This window comes from Streptomyces sp. NPDC050534 (assembly GCF_044457745.1).
Classification (GTDB): Bacteria; Actinomycetota; Actinomycetes; order Streptomycetales; family Streptomycetaceae; genus Streptomyces.
This window is the reverse complement of the sequence record NZ_JBITHF010000010.1, coordinates 370,948-397,272: the sequence shown is the minus strand read 5'-3', so window position 1 is coordinate 397,272 and position 26,325 is coordinate 370,948. Positions and strand designations below refer to the sequence as shown.

28 protein-coding genes are annotated in these 26,325 nt (G+C 71.8%); 18 read left to right on the top strand and 10 right to left on the bottom strand.

Features of this window, described 5'->3' with window-relative positions:
• Positions 1-73: 73 nt before the first annotated feature.
• Positions 74-844 (top strand): group II truncated hemoglobin, encoded by a 771-nt coding sequence (locus ACIBN2_RS31900; protein ID WP_399139554.1) that lies wholly within the window; start codon positions 74-76, stop codon positions 842-844.
• 13 nt (positions 845-857) lie between these two features.
• Here the strand turns inward: ACIBN2_RS31900 and ACIBN2_RS31895 are convergent, their stop codons facing one another.
• Positions 858-1,763 (bottom strand): helix-turn-helix domain-containing protein, encoded by a 906-nt coding sequence (locus ACIBN2_RS31895; protein ID WP_399139552.1) that lies wholly within the window; start codon positions 1,761-1,763, stop codon positions 858-860.
• Between the two features lie 117 nt (positions 1,764-1,880).
• On the opposite strand from ACIBN2_RS31895, the gene ACIBN2_RS31890 reads away from it, so the two are divergent.
• From ACIBN2_RS31890 to ACIBN2_RS31880, 3 genes are all read left to right on the top strand, one after another.
• Positions 1,881-2,921 carry an NAD(P)-dependent alcohol dehydrogenase gene (locus tag ACIBN2_RS31890; protein WP_399139550.1) on the top strand — a complete coding sequence of 347 codons (1,041 nt, stop codon included), beginning with the start codon at positions 1,881-1,883 and terminating at the stop codon, positions 2,919-2,921.
• A gap of 97 nt (positions 2,922-3,018) precedes the next feature.
• A complete protein-coding gene (locus ACIBN2_RS31885; RefSeq protein WP_399139548.1) occupies positions 3,019-3,402 on the top strand; it encodes a VOC family protein in 384 nt (127 codons plus the stop codon).
• Between the two features lie 125 nt (positions 3,403-3,527).
• A complete protein-coding gene (locus tag ACIBN2_RS31880; protein WP_399139546.1) occupies positions 3,528-4,304 on the top strand; it encodes an SDR family oxidoreductase in 777 nt (258 codons plus the stop codon).
• 30 nt (positions 4,305-4,334) lie between these two features.
• Here ACIBN2_RS31880 and ACIBN2_RS31875 read toward each other — a convergent pair whose 3' ends face one another.
• On the bottom strand, positions 4,335-5,471 hold the full coding sequence (locus ACIBN2_RS31875) for a serine hydrolase domain-containing protein (RefSeq protein WP_399139544.1): 1,137 nt from the start codon (positions 5,469-5,471) through the stop codon (positions 4,335-4,337).
• A 182-nt stretch (positions 5,472-5,653) separates the two neighbouring features.
• Between ACIBN2_RS31875 and ACIBN2_RS31870 the strand changes: the two genes are divergently transcribed.
• From ACIBN2_RS31870 to msrA, 8 genes are all read left to right on the top strand, one after another.
• The gene (locus ACIBN2_RS31870) at positions 5,654-7,282 is read left to right on the top strand and encodes a phosphodiester glycosidase family protein (protein WP_399139543.1); all 1,629 of its coding nucleotides are present in this window, start codon (positions 5,654-5,656) and stop codon (positions 7,280-7,282) included.
• A gap of 80 nt (positions 7,283-7,362) precedes the next feature.
• The gene (locus ACIBN2_RS31865) at positions 7,363-7,860 is read left to right on the top strand and encodes a hypothetical protein (RefSeq protein ID WP_399139542.1); all 498 of its coding nucleotides are present in this window, start codon (positions 7,363-7,365) and stop codon (positions 7,858-7,860) included.
• Between the two features lie 157 nt (positions 7,861-8,017).
• Positions 8,018-8,209 (top strand): putative ATP-grasp-modified RiPP, encoded by a 192-nt coding sequence (gene tgmA / locus ACIBN2_RS31860; RefSeq protein ID WP_399139610.1) that lies wholly within the window; start codon positions 8,018-8,020, stop codon positions 8,207-8,209.
• Positions 8,210-8,226: 17 nt separating this feature from the next.
• The gene (locus tag ACIBN2_RS31855; protein ID WP_399139541.1) at positions 8,227-9,168 is read left to right on the top strand and encodes an MvdC/MvdD family ATP grasp protein; all 942 of its coding nucleotides are present in this window, start codon (positions 8,227-8,229) and stop codon (positions 9,166-9,168) included.
• A gap of 166 nt (positions 9,169-9,334) precedes the next feature.
• Positions 9,335-10,171, top strand: a complete 837-nt coding sequence (locus ACIBN2_RS31850; RefSeq protein ID WP_399139539.1) for a lysostaphin resistance A-like protein — start codon at positions 9,335-9,337, stop codon at positions 10,169-10,171.
• Positions 10,168-11,322, top strand: coding sequence for a sensor histidine kinase (locus ACIBN2_RS31845; protein ID WP_399139537.1), 1,155 nt, complete (start codon positions 10,168-10,170; stop codon positions 11,320-11,322). The genes ACIBN2_RS31850 and ACIBN2_RS31845 overlap by 4 nt, the downstream gene beginning before the upstream one ends.
• 20 nt (positions 11,323-11,342) lie before the next feature.
• Positions 11,343-12,002, top strand: coding sequence for a response regulator (locus ACIBN2_RS31840; RefSeq protein WP_399139608.1), 660 nt, complete (start codon positions 11,343-11,345; stop codon positions 12,000-12,002).
• A gap of 157 nt (positions 12,003-12,159) precedes the next feature.
• Complete coding sequence (gene msrA, locus ACIBN2_RS31835; RefSeq protein ID WP_399139535.1) at positions 12,160-12,672, top strand: peptide-methionine (S)-S-oxide reductase MsrA; 513 nt, start codon at positions 12,160-12,162, stop codon at positions 12,670-12,672.
• A 111-nt stretch (positions 12,673-12,783) separates the two neighbouring features.
• On the opposite strand, the gene ACIBN2_RS31830 is transcribed toward msrA, so the two are convergent.
• Positions 12,784-13,902, bottom strand: a complete 1,119-nt coding sequence (locus ACIBN2_RS31830; RefSeq protein WP_399139533.1) for a hypothetical protein — start codon at positions 13,900-13,902, stop codon at positions 12,784-12,786.
• 123 nt (positions 13,903-14,025) lie between these two features.
• On the opposite strand from ACIBN2_RS31830, the gene ACIBN2_RS31825 reads away from it, so the two are divergent.
• Entirely contained in the window at positions 14,026-15,180 is a 1,155-nt protein-coding gene (locus tag ACIBN2_RS31825; protein WP_399139531.1) for a cystathionine gamma-synthase, read from the top strand.
• Positions 15,181-15,193: 13 nt separating this feature from the next.
• Here ACIBN2_RS31825 and ACIBN2_RS31820 read toward each other — a convergent pair whose 3' ends face one another.
• The 3 genes from ACIBN2_RS31820 to ACIBN2_RS31810 all read right to left on the bottom strand — a co-directional run bounded on the left by ACIBN2_RS31820 (position 15,194) and on the right by ACIBN2_RS31810 (position 16,649).
• The gene (locus ACIBN2_RS31820; protein ID WP_399139529.1) at positions 15,194-15,442 is read right to left on the bottom strand and encodes a hypothetical protein; all 249 of its coding nucleotides are present in this window, start codon (positions 15,440-15,442) and stop codon (positions 15,194-15,196) included.
• Positions 15,443-15,467: 25 nt separating this feature from the next.
• Positions 15,468-15,971, bottom strand: a complete 504-nt coding sequence (locus ACIBN2_RS31815; protein ID WP_399139527.1) for a sigma factor-like helix-turn-helix DNA-binding protein — start codon at positions 15,969-15,971, stop codon at positions 15,468-15,470.
• A gap of 171 nt (positions 15,972-16,142) precedes the next feature.
• Positions 16,143-16,649: a MarR family winged helix-turn-helix transcriptional regulator gene (locus tag ACIBN2_RS31810; RefSeq protein WP_399139606.1), complete on the bottom strand. Its 507-nt coding sequence runs from the start codon at positions 16,647-16,649 to the stop codon at positions 16,143-16,145.
• Positions 16,650-16,812: 163 nt separating this feature from the next.
• On the opposite strand from ACIBN2_RS31810, the gene ilvA reads away from it, so the two are divergent.
• The 3 genes from ilvA to ACIBN2_RS31795 all read left to right on the top strand — a co-directional run bounded on the left by ilvA (position 16,813) and on the right by ACIBN2_RS31795 (position 20,115).
• A complete protein-coding gene (gene ilvA / locus ACIBN2_RS31805) occupies positions 16,813-18,042 on the top strand; it encodes a threonine ammonia-lyase (RefSeq protein WP_399139525.1) in 1,230 nt (409 codons plus the stop codon).
• Between the two features lie 205 nt (positions 18,043-18,247).
• Positions 18,248-19,261, top strand: coding sequence for an ATP-binding cassette domain-containing protein (locus ACIBN2_RS31800; protein WP_399139523.1), 1,014 nt, complete (start codon positions 18,248-18,250; stop codon positions 19,259-19,261).
• The gene (locus ACIBN2_RS31795; RefSeq protein WP_399139521.1) at positions 19,258-20,115 is read left to right on the top strand and encodes an ABC transporter permease; all 858 of its coding nucleotides are present in this window, start codon (positions 19,258-19,260) and stop codon (positions 20,113-20,115) included. Before ACIBN2_RS31800 ends, ACIBN2_RS31795 begins: the two co-directional genes overlap by 4 nt.
• Positions 20,116-20,199: 84 nt before the next feature.
• On the opposite strand, the gene greA is transcribed toward ACIBN2_RS31795, so the two are convergent.
• Both greA and ACIBN2_RS31785 read right to left on the bottom strand, forming a co-directional pair.
• A complete protein-coding gene (greA, locus tag ACIBN2_RS31790; protein ID WP_399139519.1) occupies positions 20,200-20,700 on the bottom strand; it encodes a transcription elongation factor GreA in 501 nt (166 codons plus the stop codon).
• Between the two features lie 178 nt (positions 20,701-20,878).
• Complete coding sequence (locus ACIBN2_RS31785; RefSeq protein WP_399139517.1) at positions 20,879-21,277, bottom strand: DUF4307 domain-containing protein; 399 nt, start codon at positions 21,275-21,277, stop codon at positions 20,879-20,881.
• A 135-nt stretch (positions 21,278-21,412) separates the two neighbouring features.
• Between ACIBN2_RS31785 and mca the strand changes: the two genes are divergently transcribed.
• Together mca and ACIBN2_RS31775 are read left to right on the top strand one after the other, a co-directional pair.
• Positions 21,413-22,273, top strand: coding sequence for a mycothiol conjugate amidase Mca (mca, locus tag ACIBN2_RS31780; RefSeq protein WP_399139604.1), 861 nt, complete (start codon positions 21,413-21,415; stop codon positions 22,271-22,273).
• The gene (locus tag ACIBN2_RS31775) at positions 22,266-22,514 is read left to right on the top strand and encodes a hypothetical protein (protein WP_399139515.1); all 249 of its coding nucleotides are present in this window, start codon (positions 22,266-22,268) and stop codon (positions 22,512-22,514) included. The genes mca and ACIBN2_RS31775 overlap by 8 nt, the downstream gene beginning before the upstream one ends.
• Positions 22,515-22,542: 28 nt before the next feature.
• On the opposite strand, the gene ACIBN2_RS31770 is transcribed toward ACIBN2_RS31775, so the two are convergent.
• Entirely contained in the window at positions 22,543-25,743 is a 3,201-nt protein-coding gene (locus ACIBN2_RS31770; protein ID WP_399139514.1) for a tetratricopeptide repeat protein, read from the bottom strand.
• A 77-nt stretch (positions 25,744-25,820) separates the two neighbouring features.
• On the bottom strand, positions 25,821-26,309 hold the full coding sequence (locus ACIBN2_RS31765; protein WP_399139513.1) for a hypothetical protein: 489 nt from the start codon (positions 26,307-26,309) through the stop codon (positions 25,821-25,823).
• Positions 26,310-26,325 lie beyond the last annotated feature (16 nt).

The following is a 26,325-nucleotide window of genomic DNA, read 5'->3' as shown; positions in this document are numbered from 1 at the left end:
GCCGAGTGAGCCGACAGCGAACCGCCCGCCGGAAGCGCAGCCTCCGGCGGGCGGTCCGTGTTTCTGTGAACGCATGACTCAAGAGACCGTCGAATACATCCGGTACCACATCCCGGAGGACCGCTCGGCGGAGTTCCTCGCCGCCTACACCCGCGCCGCGACCCAGCTGGCGGCGGCACCCCAGTGCGTCGACTACGAACTGGCGCGCTGCGAGGAGGACTTCGGGCACTACATCCTGCGCATCACCTGGACCTCGACCGAGGACCACCTCGAGGGGTTCCGCAATTCGGACCTGTTCCCCGACTTCCTCGCCGAGATCCGGCCGTACGTCGAGAACATCGACGAGATGCGCCACTACAAGCCGACGAGCGTGCGCGGCAGGGGATCGTCACTGCCGACCCTGTTCGACTGGGCGGGCGGCGAGGAGGCCTTCTCCCGGCTGACCTCGGTCTTCTACGACAAGGTCCTCAAGGACGACCTCCTGGCGCCCCTCTTCGCCGACATGGGCCCCGACCACCCCGAGCACGTGGCGCTCTGGCTCGCCGAGGTCTTCGGCGGCCCGGCCGCCTACTCCCTCACCCAGGGCGGCCACGGCCACATGGTCGCCAAGCACTTCGGCAGGAACATCACCGAGCCCCAGCGCCGCCGCTGGGTCAACCTCGTCCAGGACGCGGCGGACGAGGCGGGCCTGCCGACGGACGCGGAGTTCCGCTCGGCGTTCGTGGCGTACATCGAGTGGGGCACGCGGCTCGCCGTGTACTTCTCGGGCCCCGACGTGAAGCCGCCGGCGGAGCAGCCGGTGCCGAAGTGGGGATGGGGGTCGATGCCGCCGTACCAGGGGTGAGGTCCTCGGCCGGCTAGGTGGGCTGTCCCGCGCGCGTCGCGTCCGCTCCCCAGCTCGCGAGCAGGCGCAGCGCCTCGGCCGACGGCGTCCCGGGCTCGGCGTGGTAGGTGGTCAGCGCCAGCCCGCCGTCGTCCGCCAGCCGGAACGACTCGAAGTTCAGGGTCAGCTCGCCCACCAGCGGATGCCGCAGCCGCTTGACGCCGTAGCTCTTCTCCTTGACGTCGTGCGTGGCCCACAGCCGCCTGAACTCCTCGCTCTTCACGGAGAGTTCGCCGACCAGCGCGGACAGCCGCGGATCGTCCGGGTAGCAGCCCGCCTCCATCCGCAGGAAGCTGACCATGTCGTACGCCTTCTGCTCCCACTCCACGTAGAGATCGCGGTACTCGGGCTTCAGGAACACCAGCCGGGCCCAGTTCCGCTCGTGCGCCGGCAGCTCCGACCAGTCGCCGAAGACGGCCGCCGCCATCCCGTTCCAGGCCAGGATGTCCGAGCGCCGGCCGGAGACATATGCCGGCACCGAGCCGTCCATCGTGTCCAGCAGCTGCCGCAGCGCACTCCGCACCTGCTGGGTGCGGGCGGCCGGCTTCTTCTTGTGCTGCTTCGGCTTCGCCAGGTGCGTGAGGTGGGCGTGCTCGGCGTCGGTCAGCCGGAGCGCCCGCGCGATGGAGTCGAGCACCTCCGCCGACACGTTCCGCCCGTTGCCCTGCTCCAGGCGCGTGTAGTACGCCACCGAGACGCCCGCCAGCTGCGCCAGCTCCTCGCGCCTGAGCCCCGGCACCCGCCGGTGCCGCCCGAAGTCCGGCAGCCCCACGTCCTCCGGCTTCAGCCGGGCACGCCGGGTGCGCAGGAACTCGCTGAGCTCGGCACGCCGGTCCAGAGCCCCGGAGGGCTCCTGCACGGGTTCGGGCTGTTCGTCCATGCGTCAAGTATTCACCGTCGTACGCACACCATCCTGACCCCGTCAGTGGTAGGCACAGCGGACGTACGCAAAGCCGTGGTCTGGGTGAACCCCTCTTGAGCGGGCAGTCTCGACGTCATGACCACTGTTGCTGCGTACGCCGCCCCCGCCGCGAAGGCTCCCCTGGAGCGCACCACCATCGAACGGCGGGCGGTCGGCGAGTTCGACGTCCTGATCGACATCAAGTTCGCCGGTATCTGCCACTCGGACATCCACCAGGCCCGCGAGGGCTGGGGCGAGGCGATCTTCCCGATGGTCCCGGGCCACGAGATCGCGGGCATCGTCTCCGAGGTCGGCCCCGGTGTGACCAAGTTCGCCGTCGGCGACCGCGTCGGAGTCGGGTGCATGGTCGACTCCTGCCGCGAGTGCGAGAACTGCCTGGCCGGCCTGGAGCAGTACTGCCTCAAGGGCAACGTCGGCACGTACAACGCCGTCGGCAAGGACGGGGAGCCCACCTACGGCGGCTACTCGGAGAAGGTCGTCGTCGACGAGAACTTCGTCGTCCGCGTCCCCGACGGCCTCTCCCTCGACGTCGCCGCGCCCCTGCTGTGCGCCGGCATCACCACGTACTCCCCGCTGCGCCACTGGAACGCCGGCCCCGGCAAGAAGGTCGCGATCCTCGGCATGGGCGGCCTCGGGCACATGGGCGTCAAGATCGCGCACGCCCTGGGCGCCGAGGTCACGGTGCTCTCGCAGTCCCTGCGCAAGAAGGACGAGGGCCTGCGGCTGGGCGCGGACCACTACTACGCGACCAGCGACGAGCAGACCTTCAAGGACCTGAAGGGCAGCTTCGACCTGATCCTGTCCACCGTCTCGGCCCCGCTGGACCTGGGCGCGTTCCTGTCCCTGCTGAAGACGGACGGTGCCTTCGTGAACGTCGGCGCCCCCGAGGAGCCCGTCAGGCTCAACCTCTTCTCGGTGATCAGCGGCCGCAAGACCCTCGCCGGCTCCGGCATCGGCGGCATCCGGGAGACCCAGGAGATGCTGGACTTCTGCGCCGAGCACGGCCTCGGCGCCGAGATCGAGCTGATCCGCGCCGACCAGATCAACGAGGCGTACGAGCGGGTGCTCGCGAGCGACGTCCGCTTCCGGTTCGTGATCGACACGGCGACGATCTGACCGGCGCGGCCAATCGGCGCAGGTGATCCAGGGCCCCGGCACGAGCTGCCGGGGCCCTCGGCGTGCCGCAGTATGTTGGGCCCGAGGAGGCCCACAGATGACCGTGCAGCTGAACCACACGATCGTTGCCGCGCACGACAAGCAGACGTCGGCCAGGTTCCTCGCCGACATCCTCGGCCTGGAGGTGAGCCCGCAGTACGGCCCCTTCGTCCCCGTGCGGATACCGAACGGCGTGACCCTCGACTACATGGACGCCGACGGGGAGATCACCCCGCAGCACTACGCGTTCCTGGTGTCGGAGGACGAGTTCGACGCGATCTTCGGACGCATCCGGGGCAGCGGCCTGACCTACTGGGCGGACCCCTTCCACCGCAGCCCCGGCAGGATCAACCGCAATGACGGCGGGCGGGGCGCGTACTTCGAGGATCCCGGCGGCCACAGCCTGGAGATCATCACCAGGCCGTACGGCAGCGGGAGTTGATCTTCGCCCTCGGCCGGCCGGCACCGCTCCGGAGAATTCCTTCCCCCGTCCTGTCACACACCTCCGCCGCCGGGGGTCATGGCAGCGAAGGCATACGACGGCGAAGACCTCTGGAGCTGGGCATCATGACCTCATCCATCACCTCCCCCATCCTGGTCACCGGCGGCACGGGCACCCTGGGCCGCCACGTGGTCCCACTCCTGCGGGCGGCCGGCCGCGAGGTGCGCGTGCTGAGCCGGTCCGGGCCCACGGCGCCGGACGGACTCGAACACGTCACCGGCGATCTGCTGACGGGCGAGGGCATCGACGCCGCCGTGCGCGGCGCGGAGACCGTCCTGCATCTCGCGGGCGGCCAGAAGGGCGACGACGAGGCGACCCGCACCCTGCTGCGGGCGGCCGGACCGGCCGGCGTACGGCACCTGGTCCACATCTCGGTCATCGGCGCCGACCGCGTGCCGCTGGCCTGGATGCGCACCAAGCTGGACGCGGAGCGGGCCGTCGCCGGCTCGGGCATCCCCTGGACGACCCTGCGCGCGGCCCAGTTCCACGACCTCACGCTGACGATGGTGGAGAAGATGACGAGACTCCCCGTCCTGCCGTGCCCGGGCGGGCTGCGCCTGCAGCCCGTCGACTCGCGCGAAGTCGCCGCCAGGCTGGTGGAGTTGACGCTCGGCGCACCGGCCGGCCAGGTCCCTGACCTGGCGGGCCCCAGGCTCTACGACATCCCCGCCCTGGCCCGCCCGTACCTCGAACTCCGCGGCAGGCGCCCGCGCCCGAAGCTGCCGGTCCGCATCCCTGGCAAGGCGGGACGGGCGTACCGGGCGGGGGACAACCTCACGCTGGAGGGCGCGGAGACCGGGAAGCGGACGTGGGAGGAGTTCCTGGCGGAGCGGCTGGGCTGATCGCCCCGGCCCACGGCGCGGCCCGGGCGGTCAGCCCCGCAGTCCCAGCAGACCGTCGTAGGCGGCCATGACGATCTCCAACCCCCGGTTGTCGGCGGCCGGTTCACGCATCTGCTGGGTCACGTACGCCACCACGGTCCGCGACTCGGGCTCGATCATCACCAGCGAGCCGCCCCAGCCGCCCCAGCCGTAGGTGGTGCCGAACAGCCCGTAGCCCAGGCCGTAGCGCACCGGCATGCCCAGGATGCGGTCGACGCCGCTGAACTGCTCCTCCCAGGCGCGGTCGCAGCCCTTCCCGGACAGCAGCCGCACGCCGTTCACCGTCCCTCCGCACGCCATGACCGACTGCACGAGGGCGACCGACCGGGCGTTGCCGAAGCCGCTCGCCGCGGGGATCTGGGCGCGGCGCCAGGCGACGCTGTTGCCGTCGCGAAGCCGGACGGCGGTGCCGGCGGGTGTGCTGCCGTCGGCCGTGCCGTCACCGGACCCGCCCGCGCCGCCGCCGGCCGCACCCGCCGTGTAGTCCTCGCCGTACCCCGGTGGAGGGACGGCAAGTGCCACCCGCCCGTCGTGTTCGGCGGCCAGCCCGATGTGGAAGTCCGCGCCCAGCGGCCCGGCCACCTCGCCGGCGAAGAACTCGCCCACGCTGACTCCGGTGATCCGCCGCAGGACCTCGCCCACCAGGAACCCCTGGGTGAGCGAGTGGTACCCGGCCGCGCTGCCCGGCTCCCACCGCGGGGCCCGGGCGGCGAGCCGCGCGGTCGCGGACGTCCAGTCGTAGATCTCCTCGACCGGTCCGTCCCAGTCGGGCAGCCCGGCGGTGTGCGAGAGCAGATGCCGTACGAGCACCCCGTCCTTGCCCGCCGCGGCGAACTCCGGCCAGTAGCGGGCCACCGGCGCGTCCGGATCGAGCTCGCCGCGGTCGGCGAGGACGAGCGCGGCGAGGGCCGTCATCGTCTTGGTGACGGACCAGACGTTGACGATCGTGTCCCGCTCCAACGGCACCGTCCGCCCCGCGTCGGCGAACCCGCCCCACACGTCCACGACCGGCTCCCCGTCCACGAACACGGCCACCGAGCCGCCCGCGTCCCCGCCGTCCAGCAACTCGGCCAGCGCACGGGGCACCGCGATGAACAAGTCGTCGTAGAAGCCCTGGATGTCTGCCATGCGAGGCATTAGCGCGCATCGGCTCGCGGGGAGCAACCGAATTCCCGCCGTTCCCCTCGCCCTTGCCCGCGCTTCATGTTCCGGAGCGCCGGGAGTCGGCGGGACCGTCTGGGATGGTGGGCGCACCGGGCAGAAGAACCTTGACCAGCAGGCCGTCACCGCGTTCGAGCCGTGAGGAAGCCATGAATCTCCGTGCCTTCGGCAGATCTTCCCGCAGTACCGCCCGCACCCGCGCCGGCCTCGCTGCCGCCGCCCTGCTCGCCGTCGTCGTCCCCGCCGCTGCCCCGGCCCCGGCGCAGGCCGCACCCGCGGACACCACGGCGGCCGCGGCCCTCGCGCAGTGGTCGACCGAGACGCTCGCGCCCGGCGTGGAGCTGCGCACGGGCACCGTCCGGCACACGGACGTCACCCACACATGGACGGTCACCGTCCAGTCGCCGGCCACCAGCCGGCTGACCGGCGCCGCGACGTGGGCCGAGGTGGGCACCCGCAATTGGGCCGACGCCACGGCCCTGAAGCTGCGCGACGCGGGATACGAACCGCGCGTGGAGAGCGTCCGCTGGCCGGACTACGCCGACACCCCCCACGGCGTGATGGGCTTCCGGGTGCGGATCGGCGCCTACGCCGCCCAGGCCGACGCGCAGGCCATCGCGAAAGCGATCACCTCGGCCGGCCTCCACACCGCCGTCGCCTGGACCGGCTACGACGTCCAGCAACCCGCCGACCGCGAGAACATCCACGTCGCGGTGATCGACCCCCGCCGCTTCAAGGGCACCGTCGAGGGCACGCACGACGGCAACGTCGCCCGGCGCGAGACCACGTCGTCGGTCGCCGCCGGGCTGCACTCGCTGGTCGCCGTCAACGGCGGCTTCTTCGTGACCTCGAACGCCGACGGCGTCCAGGGCACCATCTCCGGACTCGGCGCCTACGACGGCCGGCTGGGCTCGATGGCGGCCGGCTCCCGGGCCGCCCTGATCCTCGAGGACGGCGGCCGCCACGTCCGCGTCGCCGACCTGACGACCACCGTGACCGCCCGCGCCGGCACGTCCTCGTACGCGATCCAGGGCATCAACCGCGTCCCGTCCCTGGTACGCGACTGCGGCCGCCCCGGCGCCACCCCGAGCGAGCGCCCCTGGCAGGACGTGACCTGCCGGCTGACCGACGATCTGGTCCGGTTCACGCCCGAGTTCGGCGCGGAGCTGCCCACCGGTGCCGGCGTGCAGGCCGTGCTGGACCGGTCCGGCCGGGTGGTCTCGGTCGGCGCGCGGGGCGGACGGGTGCCTGCGGGCGGGAGCGTGCTGCAGGGCGTCGGCGCCGCCGCGACCTGGCTGACCGCCCAGGCCGCACCCGGAAAGGGTGTCCTCGTGCATGAGGACGTCCGCGACACGACCGGCCGTCGCGTCGGACTCGGCCGCGACGACTCCGTCGTGAGCGCGGCGCCCACCCTGGTGAGGAACGGCCGTATCGACATCGACGCCGCCACCGAAGGCGTGGTGGACCCGCAGGACCTCTCCTTCGGCTACGCCTGGGCCAACACCCGCCAGCCGCGCACCATGGCGGGCATCGACAGCGGGGGCCGGCTGATCCTGGCCACGGTCGACGGCCGCCAGACCGACGGGAGCGAGGGCTTCACCCTCTACGAGGAAGCCCGGTTCATGCGCTCGCTCGGCGCCGTACAGGCCCTGAACCTGGACGGCGGCGGCTCCACCACGATGGCCGTACGCGGCATCCTCGCCAACCACCCGTCGGACGCGACGGGCGAACGGCCGGTCGGGGACACGGTGCAGGTCCGTCCGGCCGCCGCCGGCTGACGGCCACCCCGCACCCGGTGCCCGGCGCCGGCGGCCCACCCCGCGCCGGGGCCGCCGGCACCGGCTGGGACACTGCGGTCATGGACACCACAGCCGAGCAGGTAAGCGCCCGGACAGCGGCCGCGTGGACCGTCGCACTGGCGATCCTCGGAGGATTCACCGGCTATGCGTGGGACGGGCCGTTCCTCGCCGTCACCTGCGCCCTCTCCCTGGGAGGCGGCGGGGCTGTGGGCACGATCCTGTCCCGGCGCCGGATGATCGAGACCATTCGGGAGGGCCGGGGCAGGGCCGCCGCGCTCGGCTACGCCGACGGCATCGCGGACATGATGGTGCTCGGGATATCGGCCTACCGGGCCGCCGTCTTCCCGCTGTCCGGCCCCGACGCGGTGGACACCGCCGAACGCGTCGCGCGCCGTGAGGCCGCCTACCGCCTTACGGCCGCCGACGGGCTTCCCCACCGGATCCGTGAGGCCGCGGCCGCCGCCCTCGCCGCGATCGACGACCGGCAGGACCACGAGGCGCGGTCCGCCATGGAGGACCTGATGAAGGCCGTCCAGGAGCAGCGCCGGGAGATGTGACGCGGCACGGCCGGCGGGTTTCGCTGTGACAGATCTGATGCGCCATCCGATGTGTGTTCTGTGGCGGAGATGTGGCCGCCGATGCTTCTGATGTGAAGGATCGGCGCACATGATGACCCTCCCCACGAGACAGACAACGTGCATGGAGGTTTTCAGAGTGCGCCCGTTCACCCTCAATTACGCCTTTCAGCAGGGGTTCCGGCCGGTGGTGACGCCGTACCGCTTCGACGAGGCGCGGCAGCTGAACGTGCTGCCCGACGGCCGCCCGGCCGTCAGTGACCCGGACCTGCTGCTGGCGGTCGGCACGACCACGTCCACCGCCGGCTCCCAGACCCACTTCGACGACTGACGGCCGTCCCCGACCGAATGACCGTACTGATCCTCACGTCCGAGGAGGACGTGACCGCCGACATGGTGGTGGCCGAACTGCACGCGTCGGGAACCCCGTTCGTGCGGCTGGACCCCGCCGACGTACCCGACAAGGTCGTGCTGTCCGCCCACTACGCGCACGGCGGCTTCGAGGGCCACCTGTCGGTGAACGGGCACCTGCTCGGCATGGGCGACCTGCGCGCCGTATGGGTGCGCAGGCCCGGCGAACCGGCCGCCCACGCGGCACACCCCTCGCCCTGGCTGACCGCCGAGACCCGGCAGGCCCTGTTCGGCATGCTCTTCTCCGCCTCCCCGAGATGGATGAACCATCCGCGCAACGCCGAACGGGCCCGCCTGAAGCCGTGGCAGCTGCGGATCGCCCACCGCAGCGGCTTCGCCGTACCGCCGACCGTCTTCACCACGGTCCCGCACCTGGCACGGCAGTTCGCCGAGGAGCACGGGGACGTGGTGGTGAAGTCCGCCTCGGGACCGCCGCCCGGTGAACCCGGGCTCGCCCTGCCGACCTCCCTGATCGGTCCCGACGTGGACTTCTCCGCCGTCGCGGCCGGCCCCGCCCTGCTGCAGCGGTACGTACCCAAGTGCGCGGACATCCGGCTGACCTGCGTCGGCACCCGGCTGTTCGCCGCCCGGAAGACCGCCGGCCCCGGCCAGATCGACGGCCGCTACGGCGACACCGAGCACGCCTGGCGGGCGGTCCCGGTGCCCGAGCGCGTCGGCAGGTCGGTGCACGCGTACGTCGCCCTCACCGGACTGGCGTACGCCGCCTTCGACTTCGCCGAGGACGAGGACGGCGTCTGGTGGTTCCTGGAGTGCAATCAGAGCGGCCAGTTCGGCTTCGTCGAGCTGGAGACCGGCCTGCCGATCGCCGGGGCGGTCGCCTCATGGCTGGCCCAGGACGAATCGGCGCAACGCCCCTGATGAACAAGGGCGTTCGGCCGCGTCGGAGGAACCGCACCGCCGGATCCGTCCCCCGTGCGAGCTACGCGCAGGTGTCCACCGCACGGTGACGATCCCGGGCCGCCGGATCCATAGCGTTCGGGGCAGCCGCGGCGCTCCGGCCGCGGATCCGGCGGAGGGGATTTCCATGAGGCTGATCTGGCAGCTCGCGGCCGTGGCGGCGGTCGCGTTCATCGGCGGGCAGAGTGTCGCCGCGGTGCAGGACAACGCGTTTCTCACGCTGATCCTGGGCACGGTGACCGCCGTGCTCGCGGTGCTCGTCTACCGGTGGGTGGTACGGCGGACCGAGCACCGCCCCGTCACGGAGCTCGCCCGGGAGGGCGCCGGGGCCGCGATCGCCCGCGGCGCGCTGCTCGGCGTGGTGCTGTTCGGGGCCGTCATCCTGAACCTCGCCCTGCTCGGGGACTACGACGTCCACGGTCTGGGCTCGGTGGGCGGCGCGGTGGGGCTGGTCGGCTTCATGGCCGCCGCGGCGGTGACCGAGGAACTGCTGTTCCGCGGTGTCCTGTTGCGGATCGTGGAGAAACGCGTCGGCACCTGGATCGCGCTGACCCTGACCGGCGTGCTGTTCGGCCTGATGCACCTGTCCAACCCGGACGCCACCCTGTGGGGCGCCGCCGCCATCGCGATCGAGGCGGGCGGCATGCTCGGGGCGGCCTACGTGGCCACCCGCAGCCTGTGGCTGCCGATCGGCCTGCACTTCGGCTGGAACTTCGCCGAGTCGGGCATCTTCAGCACCGAGGTCTCCGGCAACGACACCAAGCAGGGACTGCTGGACGCCACCGTGTCGGGCTCGAAGCTGCTCACCGGCGGCGACTTCGGCCCGGAGGGCAGCCTGTACGCGGTGGCGTTCGGGCTGCTGGCGACGATCGTGTTCATGCGGCTGGCCCGCCGGCGCGGCCACCTGGTGCCAAGACGCCGTAAGGCCAACGGGGTTGACGCGGCCGCTACAGTTTCCCGGTGATCGCTCTTCGGCGGTTCCCGGACCTCTGGCGCCGGCTCGACGTCACCGTCCGGGACCTTCCGCTCGGGGTGCTGCTCCTCGCCGTGTCGCTGCTGCCGGTGCTCCAGCGGCACGGGACCCGGCTCGGCGGCGTCGCGGACCGCCCCTTCGACGCTGGGGCCGCCGCGGTCCTCGCCCTGGAGTGCCTGCCCCTCGCGCTGCGCCGGCGGTGGCCGGACGTCTGTCTCGCCCTGGTGTCACTGGGCTTCGCCGCCGACCAGCTGCGCGGCTACCACCTCGTCGCGGGCGCCGCGCTGCTGGTCGCGCTGGTGAGCACGGGACTTCATCTGGAACGGCACCGGCGCACCGCCGCGCTGCTGTTCTCCGCGGCGTACGTGGTGCTGGCGGTCGCGCTCACCCGGCTCGGCTCGGGCGAGCCGGTCAGCGAGTTCGTGACGTTCTACCTGCTGGCAACGCTCGGCTGGGGCGCCGGAGCGTGGCTGCGGGCCGCCAGGGTCACGGAGGCCGAACGCCGCCTCCGGGTCGCCGAGGACACCCGCGCCGCCGAACGCGCCCGTATCGCCCGCGAGTTGCACGACGTGGTGACCCATCACGTGACGGCGATGGTGGTACAGGCCGAGGCGGCGCGCTACCTGACGGCCGCCCCCGACCGCCTGGACCAGGCCCTGACCGCCGTCACGGGCACCGGCCGCAGGGCCATCACCGATCTGCGGCACCTGCTCGACCTGCTCGACCCCGACCACGGCACCGAGGCGCGGACGCCGCCCGTCGGCCGCCTGCTCACGCTCGTCGAGCAGACCCGCCGGGCCGGACAGCCGGTGGAGTTCACCGAGGACGGCACACCGGCCGCGTCGACCGGCAGCGCCGACCTCGTCGCCTACCGCGTCGTCCAGGAAGCCCTCACGAACGCTCTCAAGCACGCCCACGGCAGACGCACTTCGGTCCAGGTCAGCCACGGCACGAAGGAGATCACCGTGGAGGTCGCCACGGCCGGCACCGGCTCGGGCGCGGCGTCCCCCGGCGGCAGCGGCCGGGGCCTGGCCGGCCTGCGCGAACGGGTCGGCGTCCTGGGCGGCGACTTCAGTGCGTGCCCGGGGGCGGACGGGGGGTTCCTGGTGCGGGCGCGGATCCCTGCCGGGAGCGGGTCGTGAACCCTGCGGGCGAGCGGGGCGTGACCGCACCGATCCGGGTCCTGGTCTGCGACGACCAGATACTGATCCGCACCGGACTGGTGACGATCATCGACGCCCAGCCGGACCTCGAGGTGGCGGGCGAGTGCGGGGACGGGCAGAGCGCCGTCGACCTCGCCGGCCGGCTCCTCCCGGACGTCGTCGTGATGGACGTGCGCATGCCGGTGCTCGACGGCATCGAGGCCACCCGCCTGCTGGCCGGCGCCGGGGTGCCGAACCCGGTGAAGGTCCTCGTGGTGACGACCTTCAACCTGGACGAGTACGTCTACGAGGCGCTGCGCGCGGGCGCCAGCGGCTTCCTCCTCAAGGACGCGCCACCGGCCCAGCTCCTGCACGGCATCCGCACGGTGGCCACGGGCGCGGCACTGCTCGCCCCCGAGGTGACGCGCCGGCTCGTGGGCAGGTACGCCGCCCGGATCCGCCCCGCCGAAGGCACCCCGCAGGACATCCCGCTGACCCCCCGCGAACTGGAGGTCCTCCGCCTCATCGCGGACGGCCTCTCCAACAGCGAGATCGCCGGCACCCTCGTCATCAGCCAGGAAACCGTCAAGACGTTCGTCTCCCGCATCCTCACCAAGCTGAACCTGCGCGACCGCGTCCAGGCGGTCGTGTACGCCTACCGGCACGGCCTGGTGACGTGACGTGACGTGACGTGACGTGACGGGGCCGCGGCAGGGCCGTGGCGGGCGGCCCCGGAATCGCCGGGAACCCGCGAGTGTTGAGCAGGGTGGGCACAGGACGCCGGTGGAGCGGTCCGGGTGGCCCGAGCCAGCAAGCTGAGAGGTATGGAGGGTCGCAATGGCTGCGCAGACGCAGAGGGCCGTTCTCGCGGGCGGATGTTTCTGGGGGATGCAGGATCTGGTCCGCCGGCTTCCGGGCGTGACGGCGACCCGGGTCGGATACACCGGGGGTGACGTGCCGAACGCGACGTACCGCAACCACGGCACGCACGCGGAGGCCATCGAGATCCTCTACGACCCCGCGAAGACCGACTACCGCGCGCTCCTGGAGTTCTTCTTCCAGATCCACGACCCGAGCACCAGGAACCGCCAGGGCAACGACATCGGCCTCAGCTACCGCTCGGCGATCTACTACGTGGACGACGAGCAGAAGCGGATCGCCGAGGACACCATCGCGGACGTGGACGCCTCCGGCCTGTGGCCGGGCAAGGTCGTCACCGAGGTGGAGCCGGCCGGCCCCTTCTGGGAGGCCGAGCCCGAGCACCAGGACTACCTGGAGCGTTACCCCGACGGCTACACCTGCCACTTCCCCCGCCCGGGCTGGCGCCTGCCCGCCCGCACGGAGGGCTGACGGCGAGCGGGCCCGGCGGAAGGGGACGGCCCGGCGAAAGGGGCGGACGCCACCGGCGGATGCCCCGCGGCCGGGCCGCGCAATGATCGTGCCGGCCGGGGCACCGGCGCGTCACTGCGCAAGCGTCGCCGGGCTGCCGCCGTTCGCCTCGTAGCCCGCCACCGCCAGCGCGCGGTACACCGCGAACTCCGCGGCCGGGTCCGCGGACAGGGTCCAGGGCAGGGCGCCGACATGGCCGTCGATGTGTATGAGCTGGTTCATGGCCTCGCCCCAGCGCTCGGCGCGGACCAGGAAGAACACCAGAAGATGGCGTACGTGCGCCAGCATCGGGTCGTCCGGCCGGGCCGAGTGGACCGCGTGCAGCGCTCCGTGCATCGCCTTCGTCACGACCTCGCTCTGGTAGAAGCCGCTGACCAGGTTCACCTCGGGGAGGTGCTCGAAGACCGAGAAGAGCGGCATCGCGGCGAGCAGCGAGCCGTGCGGAGCCCGCGCTGCCGCCGCCTCCGCGAAGGAGGTCGCCAGCTCCCTCGAGCCGTGCCACTTCTCGCACCAGTAGTGCAGTGCCGCCAGGTGCGCGCCCATGTGCGTCGGGGCGCGGTCCAGGATCTTCAGCCAGAGCTGCTCGAACTCCGGCCGGGAGTACGCCAGTCCCCGGGCCACCGACAGCTCGACGATGTACGGGATCGGGTCACCGGGAGCGAGCAGCGCCGCGTCGCCGCACGCCGACAGTGCCTCCTCCATGATGATCCGGAACTCGTCGGTGCCCGGCGTCGACGTCCGCCACGCCTGCTGCACCAGGAACTCCGCGTGCACGGCCGCACCGCCCGCGTCCTTGGGCTGCTCGGCCCGCCACACCCGCAGCCACTGCCCGCCCGGGATCTCGCCGACCCCGCCGGGCCGCTGCTGCAGTTCCAGCGAGGCGGCACCCGCGAAAGCCTGCACGCGCTGCCAGCGCAGCTCGCCCTCGGCCTCCGTGCCCGCCAGCAGCTGCGAGGCCGCGCGGTAGTCCTGTGTGCGCTGCACCAGGTCCAGGACGTCCAGCAGGTCGTGGTCGGGGCCGGGCATGCGGACGTCCAGCTCCTCCTCGCGCACGAATCCGTAGTTCGCGGGGTCGGCGGCGTCCGGGTGGCCGGCCGGGACCTGCTCGATCATGCCCCGACGGCGCCGCATGACCGGGAGCAGCACGAAGCCGAGCATGACCAGCGCGATCAGGACCCAGAGAAATTCCATGGCTCAAGCGTTCCAGACGCCACCGGCAAATGGCCAACCCGGTCGCCGGCCTGTGGAAAACCCAGCGATCTCGCGTGCCCCTCCGTCCGACACCGGCCCTCACGGCGCATTACGCTCGGGCCCATGAGCGACAGGCACATCAGTCAGCACTTCGAGACCCTCGCGATCCACGCGGGCAACACCGCCGATCCCCTCACCGGCGCGGTCGTCCCGCCGATCTACCAGGTCTCGACCTACAAGCAGGACGGCGTCGGCGGTCTGCGCGGGGGCTACGAGTACAGCCGTAGCGCCAACCCGACCAGGACCGCTCTGGAGGAGAACCTGGCAGCCCTCGAGGGAGGCCGCCGCGGTCTCGCGTTCGCGTCCGGACTGGCGGCCGAGGACTGCCTGTTGCGTACGCTGCTCAGCCCCGGTGACCACGTGGTCATCCCCAACGACGCGTACGGCGGCACGTTCCGGCTGTTCGCGAAGGTCGTCGCCCGGTGGGGGGTGGAGTGGTCGGTCGCCGACACCAGCGATCCGTCCGCCGTGCGGGCCGCGATCACCCCGAAGACCAAGGCGGTGTGGGTGGAGACGCCCTCCAACCCGCTGCTCGGCATCACCGACATCGCCGCGCTCGCCCAGGTCGCGCGGGACGCGGGCGCGAAGCTCGTCGTCGACAACACCTTCGCCACGCCGTACCTCCAGCAGCCGCTGGCGCTCGGCGCGGACGTCGTCGTGCACTCGCTGACCAAGTACATGGGCGGCCACTCCGACGTCGTCGGCGGTGCGCTGATCGTCGCCGACGAGGCGCTCGGCGAGGAGCTGGCGTTCCACCAGAACGCGATGGGCGCGGTCGCGGGCCCCTTCGACTCGTGGCTGGTGCTGCGCGGCACGAAGACGCTGTCGGTGCGCATGGACCGCCACAGCGAGAACGCCACCAAGGTCGCGGACATGCTCACGCGCCACGCGCGCGTGACGAGCGTTCTGTACCCGGGTCTGCCCGAGCACCCCGGTCACGAGATCGCCGCCAAGCAGATGCGGGCCTTCGGCGGCATGGTGTCGTTCCGGGTCGAGGGCGGCGAGGAGGCGGCCGTCGAGGTCTGCAACCGCGCCAAGGTGTTCACGCTCGGCGAGTCGCTGGGCGGTGTCGAGTCGCTGATCGAGCACCCCGGGCGCATGACGCACGCCTCCGCGGCCGGTTCGGCCCTTGAGGTGCCCGCCGATCTCGTACGGCTCTCCGTGGGCATCGAGAACGTCGACGACCTCCTGGAGGACCTGCAGCGGGCGCTCGGCTAGCCGGGCGCCGCGGTCACCAGCCCGTGTACGGGGGAGTCGTCTGCGAGGGCGGCTCCACCCACGGGCGGGCCATCATGGCCCAGACGAGGAACGCCACGGTCGCGGCGCACAGCAGGAGCCACAGCAGCCGCCGGGCGGCCCTCCTGCGGCGCAGGCTGCGGGTGCCGCGGCGTACGACGTCCCCGTACAGCTCCGGCGGAACCCGCGGCGGAACCCGCTCCATGATGCGGCGTGCCGCCGCCTCGCGCTCGGTGCGGTTCATGCGCCCCTCCCCACGCCCGCGCGCCTCATGACGGCGCCACCTTCGGGCCCGCGACCGTCCGTGCCGGGCCGCGCGGCGGATGCAGCAGGGTCGCCGTGGCCCGGTCGCAGATGGTGCGGACGCGTTCGGTCGGCAGGCCGAGCAGCGCCGCCGTCTGCTCCTCGGCGACACCCTCGTAGAGCCTGAGGACCAGGATCAGGCGCTCCTGCGGCACGAGCCCGGCCAGTGGGCTGTCCGGGTGGGGGCGGGAGCGGCCGAAACCGCCGTACTGGTGCCATGCGGCGCGCGCGAAGCGGGTGGCCAGGTACTGGCGGGTGCGGTCGTAGGGGTCCTCGCCGCGCAGTCGGCCCCAGGTGCTGTACGTGTGCGCCAGGGCCAGTGTCAGCAGGCGCCGCGCGCGCGGGTTGTCGTCCGGTGCCTCCGCGGTGAGCAGCGTGGCGGCATGCAGCAGCCGCCCTGCCGCGCCCGCGACGAATGCCTCGAACTCCCGGGCCCGGCGGGCGGATTGGGACGCCTGCCGTTGCCGCACCGCGCCTCCCGCCCTCACGGCGAAACGAAACGGAACCTCTGCCGCGTACGAGATGGTGAACCGCGTACGAGGAGGACCCGATCTCATATGAGGCCAGGGGTGCCCCGTCGGTCAAGAGCCGGGCGGCACGCGCGCGTGAGAGCCGGCGGGGGCGCAGGCGCGGACGGGGTCCTAGGAGGCGTCCGGAGCGTCCGCTCCCGGCACGCCCTGGGGCGACATCCGGGAGGAGAGCGCGCCGTTGAAGCGCGTCAGGAGCGCGCAGAACGCCTCGCGCTCCTCCGGCTCCCAGTCCTGCGTCAGCTCGGCCATGAGCTGGCGCCTGGACGAGCGCACCTCCTCGAGGCGGGACAGTCCGCGCGGGGACAGCTGAAGGACCACGGCGCGTCCGTCCTCGGGGTGCGAGGTGCGCTTGACGAGACCGGTGTCCACGAGTGGCGCCACCTGCCGGGTGACCGTCGAGGAGTCGATGCCCATGCTCGCCGCGAGCGCCTTGACGCCCATGGGCCCCTCTTTGTCGAGGCGGTTGAGCAGCAGGTATGCGGCGCGGTCCATGGAGTTGCGCACCTGCCCGACCCCCCCGAGCCGGGTCTGTTCGGCACGGCGGGCGAACACCGCCACCTCGTGCTGCAGCGTGTCGAGAAGACCGGTGTCACCGACGGTCGTCATGTCCATCGACATTTCTGGTGTTGTGGGCATGGCCGGAGGCTCGCTTCATGAAGGGGCTGCTGGAATGGGGGACAGAGTACGCGGCCCGGAGGCAGGCCGTACCGGCGCTGCGCAAACCAGTCTCGGAGGTTGGTCACACAGGCCCCGTGCGCCTGTGAACTGCGATGCTTGAGTCATGAGCTACAGCACGGCTGACTCCTTGCGGGCCGTCACCCTCGACGACGTGCGGGGCGCGCAGAAGATGCTCGCGGGCGTGGCGCGGGCGACGGCGATGGAGGGCAGCAGGCACCTGTCCCAGCTGGTGGGCGCACCGGTGCACCTCAAGTGCGAGAACCTGCAGCGGACGGGATCGTTCAAGCTGCGTGGCGCGTACGTGCGGATCGCCGGGCTGCTGCCGGAGGAGCGCGCCGCCGGAGTCGTGGCGGCGAGCGCGGGCAACCACGCGCAGGGTGTCGCCCTCGCGTCCTCGCTGCTCGGCGTGCGGGCGACGGTGTTCATGCCGATGGGCGCCCCGCTGCCGAAGATCAGCGCCACACGGGAGTACGGCGCCGAGGTGCGCCTGCACGGACAGGTGGTCGACGAGACGCTGGCCGCCGCGCAGGCGTACGCGGCCGAGACGGGCGCGGTGTTCATCCACCCCTTCGACCACCCCGACATCATCGCGGGCCAGGGCACGGTCGGGCTGGAGATCCTGGAGCAGTGCCCGGAGGTGCGCACGATCGTGGTCGGCGTCGGCGGGGGAGGTCTCGCGGCCGGCATCGCGGTCGCGGTGAAGGCGCTCAGGCCGGACGTGCGCATCGTGGGCGTGCAGGCGGAGGGCGCGGCGGCGTATCCGCCCTCGCTCGCGGCCGGGCGCCCGGTGTCGCTCGAGCACCCCGCGACCATGGCCGACGGCATCAGGGTCGGACGGCCCGGCGACGTCCCGTTCGCCATCTTCCGCGACCTGGTGGACGAGGTCCGCACGGTCTCCGAGGACGCGCTGTCCGCCGCGCTGCTGCTGTGCCTGGAGCGGGCCAAGCTGGTCGTCGAGCCGGCCGGGGCGAGCCCGGTGGCGGCGCTGCAGAGCGAGCCGGGAGCCTTCGAGGGTCCGGTGGTCGCGGTGCTGTCCGGCGGCAACGTCGACCCGCTGCTGATGCAGCGCGTCCTGCGGCACGGCATGGCGGCGCAGGGCCGCTACCTGGCCGTACGGCTGCGGCTGACGGACCGGCCGGGGGCCCTCGCCACACTTCTCGGGGTGTTGTCAGTGCTGGACGCTAACGTCCTCGATGTGAGTCACGTACGGACCGATCCACGGCTCGGGCTCACGGAGGCGGAGGTCGAGCTGCACCTGGAGACGAAGGGGCCGGAGCACTGCCTCGAAGTCGGCCGGGCCCTTCGCGAGGCGGGCCACACGGTCGTCGAATGAGGTACCGGGCGCCCGCCGATCAGCGGGCGCTCAAGCGGAACGACCAGTTCAGGGCGCTTCGTCACTCGATCGGGAAAATCCGTTGAGGGACGCGATACATCGCGTTATGGTGTGTCTCACATCCGCTCGCCCCGTCATCTGCCGGGCGGAGCGAACCGCACAAATCTAGGCTTTCCGAAGAATCCCCGACGACGTGGAGACTCACATGCCAGGCGCCATCTATGCCGAAGGCCTGGTCAAGACCTTCGGTGACGTAAGGGCTCTGGACGGCGTCGACCTCGATGTCCCCGAGGGCACCGTCCTGGGCCTGCTCGGGCCGAACGGCGCGGGCAAGACGACGGCGGTCCGCTGCCTGACCACCCTGCTGCGGCCCGACAGCGGCAAGGCGATCGTGGCCGGCCTCGACGTGCTCAAGCAGCCCAACGAGGTGCGGCGTTCCATCGGCCTGTCCGGCCAGTTCGCCGCGGTCGACGAATACCTGACCGGCCGCGAGAACCTTCAAATGGTCGGCCAGCTCTACCAGATGAAGGCCAGGGCCGCCAAGGCCCGGGCCGCGGAGCTGCTGGAGCAGTTCGACCTCGCGGACGCCGCCGACCGTCCCGCGAAGACCTACTCCGGAGGCATGCGCCGCCGGCTCGACCTGGCCGCGGCGCTGGTGGTCTCGCCGCCGGTGATGTTCATGGACGAGCCGACGACCGGCCTCGACCCGCGCAACCGCCAGCTGCTGTGGGACGTCATCAAGCGACTCGTCTCCGGTGGTACGACCCTGCTGCTGACCACGCAGTACCTGGAGGAGGCCGACCATCTCGCGCACGACATCGTGGTCGTCGACCACGGCCATGTCATCGCCCGCGGCACCTCCGACCAGCTCAAGGCCCGCACCGGCGGCGAGCGCGTCGAGGTCGTGGTGCACGAGCGCGAGCTCATCCCCACCGCCCGCGAGGTCCTGACCGGCTTCGGCAAGGGGGAGCTCACCGTCGAGGAGCACACCCGCAAGCTCACCGTGCCCGTCAGCGGCGGCGCCAAGCTGCTGGCCGAGGTCATCCGGGAGCTGGACGCCCGCGGCATCGAGATAGACGACATCGGGCTGCGCCGCCCGACCCTCGACGACGTGTTCCTGTCCCTGACCGGACATGTGGCCGAGGCCGAGGAAGAGAACGGCACAGCCGAGAAGGCGGCCGCCAAGGACCGCCGGCAGAAGAAGGAGGCAGTCAAGTGAGCGCCGTCACGGACGCCGTGCGGGTCGCGCCGACCGGGAACCCCGTCAGCCAGTCGTTCCGCGACTCGATGGTCGTCGCGAAGCGCAATCTGATCCGCATGTCCCGCATCCCGGAGATGATCATCTACGGCCTGATCCAGCCGATCATGTTCGTGGTGCTCTTCACCTACGTCTTCGGCGGTTCCATGCAGATCGGCGGCAGCACCAGCGCCACCGACTACAAGAACTTCCTGATGGCGGGCATCTTCGCGCAGACCGTCACCTTCGCCACCGCCAGTTCCGGCGCGGGCATCGCCGACGACATGCACAAGGGCCTCATCGACCGCTTCCGCTCCCTGCCCATGGCACGCGGTGCGGTCCTGACCGGGCGCACGCTCGCCGACTCGGTGCAGACGGCGCTGACCCTGGTCGTCCTCGCCCTGGTGGCCCTGCTCGTCGGCTGGCGCGTGGGGACGGACGGCACCACGAACGCCGGCAAGGTGCTCGGCGCGTTCGGCCTGCTCCTCCTGCTCGGTTACGCCTTCACCTGGATCGGCGCCCTGATCGGCATGTCGGTCCGCACCCCCGAGGCGGCCACGTCCAGCGGGCTGATCTGGCTGTTCCCGGTGACGTTCATCTCGAACGCCTTCGTGGACACCAGCCACATGACCCCGTGGCTGCGCCACATCGCCGAGTGGAACCCCTTCAGCGCCACGGTGCAGGCTTGCCGTGTGCTGTTCGCGAACCCGGGACAGTCGCCGTCGGACGCCTGGCCCATGGTGCACCCGGTATGGGCCTCGCTGATCTACTCGGCCCTGATCATCGTCATATTCAGGACGCTGGCGGTGCGGAAGTACCGCTCGGCGACCGCCTGACCCGGGAGACGGCTGCGCCCCCGGTGTCAGCAGGACATCGGGGGCGCAGCCGCGGACGCGCCGGTCCGGCCGGGCGTCCGGGGTCTAGCCGTTGTAGGGCTCGGCCTTGAGGATCGTCACGGAGGCCTTCTTGCCGTTGGGCAGTTCGTACTCCGCGTCCTCGCCGACCTTGTGGCCGATCACGCCGGAGCCCAGCGGGGACTGCGGCGAGTACGTCTCGATGTCGGAGCTCGCGTACTCGCGCGAGGCCAGCAGGAAGGTCGTGGTGTCGTCCTCGTCGCCGTCGAAGGCGATCGTGACGACCATACCGGGAGCCACGGCGCCGTCCGCGGACGCCGGAGCCTCGCCAACCTTGGCGTTCTCCAGAAGCTGGGTCAGCTGGCGCACACGGAGCTCCTGCTTGCCCTGCTCTTCCTTGGCCGCGTGGTACCCGCCGTTCTCACGCAGGTCGCCCTCTTCGCGCGCGGCCGCGATCTTGGCGGCGATCTCCGTGCGCGCAGGACCAGACAGGTGCTCCAGCTCGGCCTTGAGCTGGTTGTACGCCTCCTGGGTCAGCCAGGTGACGTTCTCGCTGGTCTGGGTCACAGGTGCTCCTCGTAGGTACTGGGAATACAAAGCATCGCCCTACCCAGAAGAGTGTTCCTTCACGGAAGGGCGAAACCACGAGCCTAACAATTCCGTGGCAGAAGGGGGAGGACATAAGCCATCAGAAATACGTCGGCGCAGGTCACCGCCTACGCATTCCGGCCAGGGAGGGTCGGCGTCAGTCGGCGTGACAGCCGAGGAGCTCCGCCGTGGTGCCCTGGGACGTCGTACGGAGCGTGACGACCTTGTCGATGCGCGTGGCGTGCCCGCCGAAATGGAAGTCGGCCCGGCCCACCTCGGAGCTGTCCGCCGCCTGGGAGCGAAGCGTGCAGTAGCCGCTGGTGCCGGCGTCCTTGCGGACCTCCAGATGCACCTTCACCGCGTTCTTCTGCGCATCGAAGGTGATCACTTCGGCGCTGATCTTGCTCTGGGCGACGTAGTGATAGGCGAAATAGCCGACCAGGGCGAGAAGTGCTGCCGCGAGGACGGCGCCGACGACCTTGAGCTTGCGGTCGGCGCGCTCGTCCGAGGAGCGGCCGTAGCGGCCCTCGGGCAGCTGTGTGCTCGCCGTGCTCATGATCGTCCCCTCGGAAACCGGGTCCAGGAATTTTTCGCCCCCCGGTTCGGTCACTATAGAAGCCGCCGATCGCACCCGAAGACACCGGGGGCGCCGACTTACGAGGATTGAGTCTTGACTGACCAGCTGCGACTGATGGCCGTCCACGCCCACCCCGACGACGAGTCGAGCAAGGGCGCGGCCACCATGGCGAAGTACGTGTCCGAGGGGGTGGACGTGCTGGTCGTGACCTGCACCGGCGGGGAGCGCGGTTCCATCCTCAATCCGAAGCTGCAGGGCGACAAGTACATCGAGGAGCACATCCACGAGGTACGCAAGAAGGAGATGGACGAGGCCCGGGAGATTCTCGGCGTCAAGCAGGAGTGGCTCGGCTTCGTCGACTCGGGCCTGCCCGAGGGCGACCCGCTGCCCCCGCTGCCCGAGGGCTGCTTCGCCCTGGAGGACGTCGACAAGGCGGCCGGCGAGCTGGTGAAGCAGATCCGTTCGTTCCGTCCGCAGGTGATCACCACCTACGACGAGAACGGCGGCTACCCGCACCCCGACCACATCATGACCCACAAGATCTCGATGGTGGCGTTCGAGGGCGCGGCGGACGCCGAGAAGTACCCGGAGGCCGAGTACGGCCCGGCCTACCAGCCGCTGAAGCTCTACTACAACCAGGGCTTCAACCGCCCGCGCACCGAGGCGCTGCACCACGCGCTGCTCGACCGGGGCCTGGAGTCGCCGTACGGGGACTGGCTCAAGCGCTGGAAGGAGTTCGAGCGCGTCGAGCGCACGCTGACCACGCACATTCCGTGTGCCGACTTCTTCGAGATCCGTGACAAGGCGCTGATCGCCCACGCCACGCAGATCGACCCCGACGGCGGCTGGTTCAAGGTGCCGATGGAGATCCAGAAGGAGGTCTGGCCGACGGAGGAGTACGAGCTCGCGAAGTCGCTCGTCGACAGCTCCCTCCCCGAGGACGACCTCTTCGCGGGCATCCGCGACAATGCCTGACATGAGCGCAAGCGTGAGCCTGGCAATGACGCACCTCGTCCCCCTCGCCAAGGAGGTCGACGAGAACAAGGTCACCCCTGGCGTCCTCGGCTTCATCGTGTTCGCGGCGATGGCCCTGGCGGTGTGGGCACTGATGAAGTCCATGAACCGGCACATGGGCAAGGTCAAGTTCAAGGAGTCGGCCGACCGGGACGGCGAGTCGGCGGGGACCTCCGCCGACTCCGAGGCGCGCCAGGGCTGACGCCGATGGGTGCGGGGGTGGCCCCCGGTCAGTGACTGGCCGCCACCGCCACCCCCATCACCTCCCGTGCGTGCCGGCTGGGCACCATGCCCAGGCGCCAGCCCTGCCAGCCGTCGTCCAGATTCACCCCGCGCTCCAGCAGCAGCTGGTACGCCTCCACGTAGTCGTCGAGCTTCTCGTCCCGCAGGGGGTGAGCCGTGCGGGAGAGCTGGGTCAGCTCCTCCTGGGCGACCGCCGTGCCGATCTCCACGCCGCCCGGCGCCGCGTAGGGGAGCAGGGTGCAGCGCAGGAAGCGGGCCCAGTCCTCGCCGCGCCGGTCGCCGTAGGACGTGAACAGGGCCACGGCCTCGTCGCACAGCGTCAGTGCCTGCTGCGTGCGGGCGTTGCCCCCGTCCACCACCGCGAGTTCCAGGCACGTCCACGCCTCGCCGTGGGCCACGCCGATGCGCTGGAAGTCCGCCCGGGCGTCCACCAGGAGCTGGCGGGCGAAGCCGGAGTTCCTGAGCGAGCCCGTCTGGGCCGCCCGCTGGTCCCGGGTGACCCGGGCCGAGTGGTGGCGGGCGCAGGCCAGGCCGTACACGTCGCGCATCCGGGAGAACATCGTCCGCGAGCGCTCCAGTTCGCGGACCGCGTGGTCGAGGTTGCCCGTCTCCTCCAGCGCCTGGCCGAGGTAGTAGACCGTCCACGCCTCCCCGCGCGCGTCCTCGTTGTCGCGGTGCCTGGACGCCGCCTGGCGCAGGCCGTCGACCGCGAGGGACGCGTCGCCGGCGACGAGCCGGGCGCGGGCCAGCTGCGTGAGGGCCCATGCCTCGCCGCGGGCGTCACGGGTGCGGCCGTACCGGTCGAGGGCGGCGCTCAGCTCCGACTCCGCGCGCGGGACGTCGCCCATGCGCAGGGCCAGCTGGCCGAGCTGGAAGTGGGCCCATGCCTCGCCGTGCACGGACTCGCCGTCGTGGTGCAGCACGAGGGATTCGGTGAGCAGGTGCAGCGCCTCGGAGACATGGCCGCGGTCGCGCTCCACCGCGGCCAGGGCGTGCATCGTCCAGGCGCGGTCCGTCGCCAGCTCGGGGGCCGCCTGGAGGTCCAGCGCCTCGCGGAGCTTGTTCGCGGCCTCCGTGAGATTGCCCTGGTGGTGCAGGGTGATGCCCAGGGAGCACAGGGCGCGGGCCGCGCCCGCGTCGTGGTGGGCCTCCATGTAGAGGTCGACCACCGAGGCCAGCGTCGTCCGCGCCTTGTCGAGCTCGCCCAGCTGACGGGCCGCGATGCCCGTGCGCCACTGCACCGAGCGGACCAGCAGGCCCTGGTCCACGGCCTGCGCCAGCTCGCTGATCTCGCCCAGGCGGTAGAGGTCGCCGCGTAGCAGGCAGTAGTCGCACAGCGCGCCGAGCAGGTTCAGCACCGCCGCCTGGTTCACGCCCTCCGCGTGCCGCAGCGTGGAGGTGATGAAGCTCGACTCGTCGTCCAGCCAGCGCAGCGCCTCGTCCAGCGAGGTGAAGCCGTGCGGGCTGAAGCGGTCGGAGCGGGTCGACATGTTGCCGTCGACCAGGCGCAGCACCGAGTCGGCCAGATCGGCGTAGTTCACGATCAGGCGTTCCTGCGCGGCCGTGCGCTCCGCGGGCTCCTCCTCGTCCAGCAGACGGGCGTGGGCGAAGGCGCGCACCAGGTCGTGCAGGCGGTAGCGGTTGCCGCGCACATGGTCGATCAGACCCGCGCGGGACAGCGCCGTCAGATGGCGCGTCGCCTCCGACTCGTCCGTCGCCAGCAGGGAGGCGGCCGCGGCGGCGCCGAGGGACGCGCGGCCGGCGAGGGCCAGCCGGCGCAGCAGCCGGCGGGCCGTCTGCGACTGGTCGGTGTAACGGAGCCACAGCGCGCGCTCGATCGGCTCCACCGGGCCGTAGACCCCGAGATCGGTGGCGAGTTGGCGCGGTGAACGCGGGCCGAGCGACGAGCCGGCGACGGACAGCGCCAGCGGCAGCCCGCCGCACAACTCCCGGATCCGGTCGGCCGAATCGGCGTCGTAGGGGCCGGTGCTGTCCTGCGCCGCCGCCTCCAGCAGCTCCTCCGCGCCCGCCGGGTCCAGTGCCTCGACCGGGAGTTCGTGAAGGTGGGCCTGGAGGTCGGAGGGGAGTTCGAGGGGCTTGCGCGTGGTGACCAGGACCAGGCTGTCGGACCGCTCGGGGACGAGCGTACGGACCTGCTCGGGGTCCAGGGCGTCGTCCAGGACGATCGTCACGGCCAGGCCCGTCAGATGCTGGTGGTACAGCTCGCTCAGCCGCTTGACCTGCTGGTCGGGGGAGGAGCGCTCACGGAACAGCAGCTGTTCGCGGGGCGCGCCGAGCCGGTTCAGCAGGTGCAGCAGGGCGTCGCGGGTGGACAGCGGCGGCTCCTCCGGGTTGCCGCCGCGCAGGTCCACGACGCAGGCGCCGCGGAAGTAGTCCTTCAGGTCGTGCGTGGCGCGCACTGCCAGAGTCGTACGGCCGCTGCCGGGCGGTCCGTGCAGCACCACCACGGTCGGGCGGGTCTCCGTGCTCGCGCGGGCCGCCTGCACCCACTGCCTGATCCGTGCCATCTCCTGCCGCCGGCCGGCGAACGCACCTGCGGGTACCGGGAGTTGGCCGAAGGACTGCGCCAGCACGCTGCGCCCGCGGGCCGCGGCGCTCTTGTCCGTGCCACGCAGCTTGGGCCCCGTCTTCTTCGGGCCGGTGGACGCGGCGAGCACGCGCTGCTGGTCGAGGAACGGGCGGATGCCGCGCACCTCCAGAGCCGTCAGCCACTGAAGCCGCAACTGCTCCGGGCCGCCCGGCTGGCTGGCGGCGCCCGCCCGGTGGTGCGCTGCGGGCAGATGCGAGCCGGCCACCTTGACCACGGTCGCCGCCGCGCCCACCACGCCCACGGTGACGCCGGCGCCGAGTGCCGTGCCCGTGCCGGTGCCGAGGGCAAGGTCGGACACCGCGGCCGTCACGGCGGCAACGGCCGCCACCAGCAGGGGAGTTCCGGCCCCCTCCCTGGCGTATCTCTGGGCGAAGGTGAGCCGGCCGGCCTCCGTCTCGTCGAGTGCGCGCGTGTAGGCGTCGTACTCCTCGGTGGCCGTCTGCGCCATCGCGTCCAGCGCTCCGCGCGAGCGCGACAGCAGGACCGTCCCGTCGGTGCGGCCGCCGGAGCGTCGTACCTCTTCCTCCACGGCCCGTGCCAACAGCCGTTCGGCATCCGCCCGATGACCGTCCCGCATGTCACGTCCCCCTCCGGCGGCAACTCCTTTGGCTAAGAGTGTCCTTCGAGTCGCGCCTGAGCGCGAGAGGGCAACGATCAACGCCGCCTGAAGTCCGCTCGGTTCCGGAACCGGCGGTCGCCCACCGCCAGGAACACACAGACGCAGGCCAGCGCACCCTCGCCCACCGCGCACGCCAGCGCCTGGGCGAGATCGGCTCCCGGTTGCGCCGTCGTTATGTCGAACCACGCGTCCAGCACCGCGACGGCCGCCGTGGCCGAGGCCGTGAGGCGGACCCTCGGGTCATCGCGCAGCCCCAGCAGGGCCGTTGCCGCGCAGCCCACCGCCATCAGGACGTCCAGGCCCGTCCAGGCCAACGACCAGTTCCGCACCTCGGTGCTGGCCGGGAGGGTCAGATCCAGCACCACCATCCACGGCACCAGCAGCACCGCCGCCGCGCCCAGGACGGTCAGCCTCCACCTCTTCAGCAGCGCGGCCACCACGCCCAGCAGAAGCAGCGTCCACAGGAGCAGCAGCTTCGCCTGTGGCTGCTTCCGCGGCGGCCACGCCGGCTTCGTCGAACTCATCAGGCTCCCCCTTCCA

Excerpts from the sequence above, each read along its gene's own strand:
- ACIBN2_RS31830 (WP_399139533.1), bottom strand. The coding sequence starts at position 13,902 with ATGGAATTTCTCTGGGTCCTGATCGCGCTGGTCATGCTCGGCTTCGTG.
- ACIBN2_RS31885 (WP_399139548.1), top strand. The coding sequence starts at position 3,019 with ATGACCGTGCAGCTGAACCACACGATCGTTGCCGCGCACGACAAGCAG.
- ACIBN2_RS31865 (WP_399139542.1), top strand. The coding sequence starts at position 7,363 with ATGGACACCACAGCCGAGCAGGTAAGCGCCCGGACAGCGGCCGCGTGG.
- ACIBN2_RS31855 (WP_399139541.1), top strand. The coding sequence starts at position 8,227 with ATGACCGTACTGATCCTCACGTCCGAGGAGGACGTGACCGCCGACATG.
- mca (WP_399139604.1), top strand. The coding sequence starts at position 21,413 with ATGGCCGTCCACGCCCACCCCGACGACGAGTCGAGCAAGGGCGCGGCC.
- ACIBN2_RS31875 (WP_399139544.1), bottom strand. The coding sequence starts at position 5,471 with ATGGCAGACATCCAGGGCTTCTACGACGACTTGTTCATCGCGGTGCCC.
- ACIBN2_RS31810 (WP_399139606.1), bottom strand. The coding sequence starts at position 16,649 with ATGTCGATGGACATGACGACCGTCGGTGACACCGGTCTTCTCGACACG.
- ACIBN2_RS31820 (WP_399139529.1), bottom strand. The coding sequence starts at position 15,442 with ATGAACCGCACCGAGCGCGAGGCGGCGGCACGCCGCATCATGGAGCGG.
- ACIBN2_RS31775 (WP_399139515.1), top strand. The coding sequence starts at position 22,266 with ATGCCTGACATGAGCGCAAGCGTGAGCCTGGCAATGACGCACCTCGTC.
- ACIBN2_RS31900 (WP_399139554.1), top strand. The coding sequence starts at position 74 with ATGACTCAAGAGACCGTCGAATACATCCGGTACCACATCCCGGAGGAC.
- ACIBN2_RS31870 (WP_399139543.1), top strand. The coding sequence starts at position 5,654 with ATGAATCTCCGTGCCTTCGGCAGATCTTCCCGCAGTACCGCCCGCACC.
- ACIBN2_RS31825 (WP_399139531.1), top strand. The coding sequence starts at position 14,026 with ATGAGCGACAGGCACATCAGTCAGCACTTCGAGACCCTCGCGATCCAC.
- ACIBN2_RS31800 (WP_399139523.1), top strand. The coding sequence starts at position 18,248 with ATGCCAGGCGCCATCTATGCCGAAGGCCTGGTCAAGACCTTCGGTGAC.
- ACIBN2_RS31785 (WP_399139517.1), bottom strand. The coding sequence starts at position 21,277 with ATGAGCACGGCGAGCACACAGCTGCCCGAGGGCCGCTACGGCCGCTCC.
- ilvA (WP_399139525.1), top strand. The coding sequence starts at position 16,813 with ATGAGCTACAGCACGGCTGACTCCTTGCGGGCCGTCACCCTCGACGAC.
- ACIBN2_RS31765 (WP_399139513.1), bottom strand. The coding sequence starts at position 26,309 with ATGAGTTCGACGAAGCCGGCGTGGCCGCCGCGGAAGCAGCCACAGGCG.
- ACIBN2_RS31880 (WP_399139546.1), top strand. The coding sequence starts at position 3,528 with ATGACCTCATCCATCACCTCCCCCATCCTGGTCACCGGCGGCACGGGC.
- ACIBN2_RS31895 (WP_399139552.1), bottom strand. The coding sequence starts at position 1,763 with ATGGACGAACAGCCCGAACCCGTGCAGGAGCCCTCCGGGGCTCTGGAC.
- ACIBN2_RS31890 (WP_399139550.1), top strand. The coding sequence starts at position 1,881 with ATGACCACTGTTGCTGCGTACGCCGCCCCCGCCGCGAAGGCTCCCCTG.
- ACIBN2_RS31850 (WP_399139539.1), top strand. The coding sequence starts at position 9,335 with ATGAGGCTGATCTGGCAGCTCGCGGCCGTGGCGGCGGTCGCGTTCATC.
- msrA (WP_399139535.1), top strand. The coding sequence starts at position 12,160 with ATGGCTGCGCAGACGCAGAGGGCCGTTCTCGCGGGCGGATGTTTCTGG.
- ACIBN2_RS31770 (WP_399139514.1), bottom strand. The coding sequence starts at position 25,743 with ATGCGGGACGGTCATCGGGCGGATGCCGAACGGCTGTTGGCACGGGCC.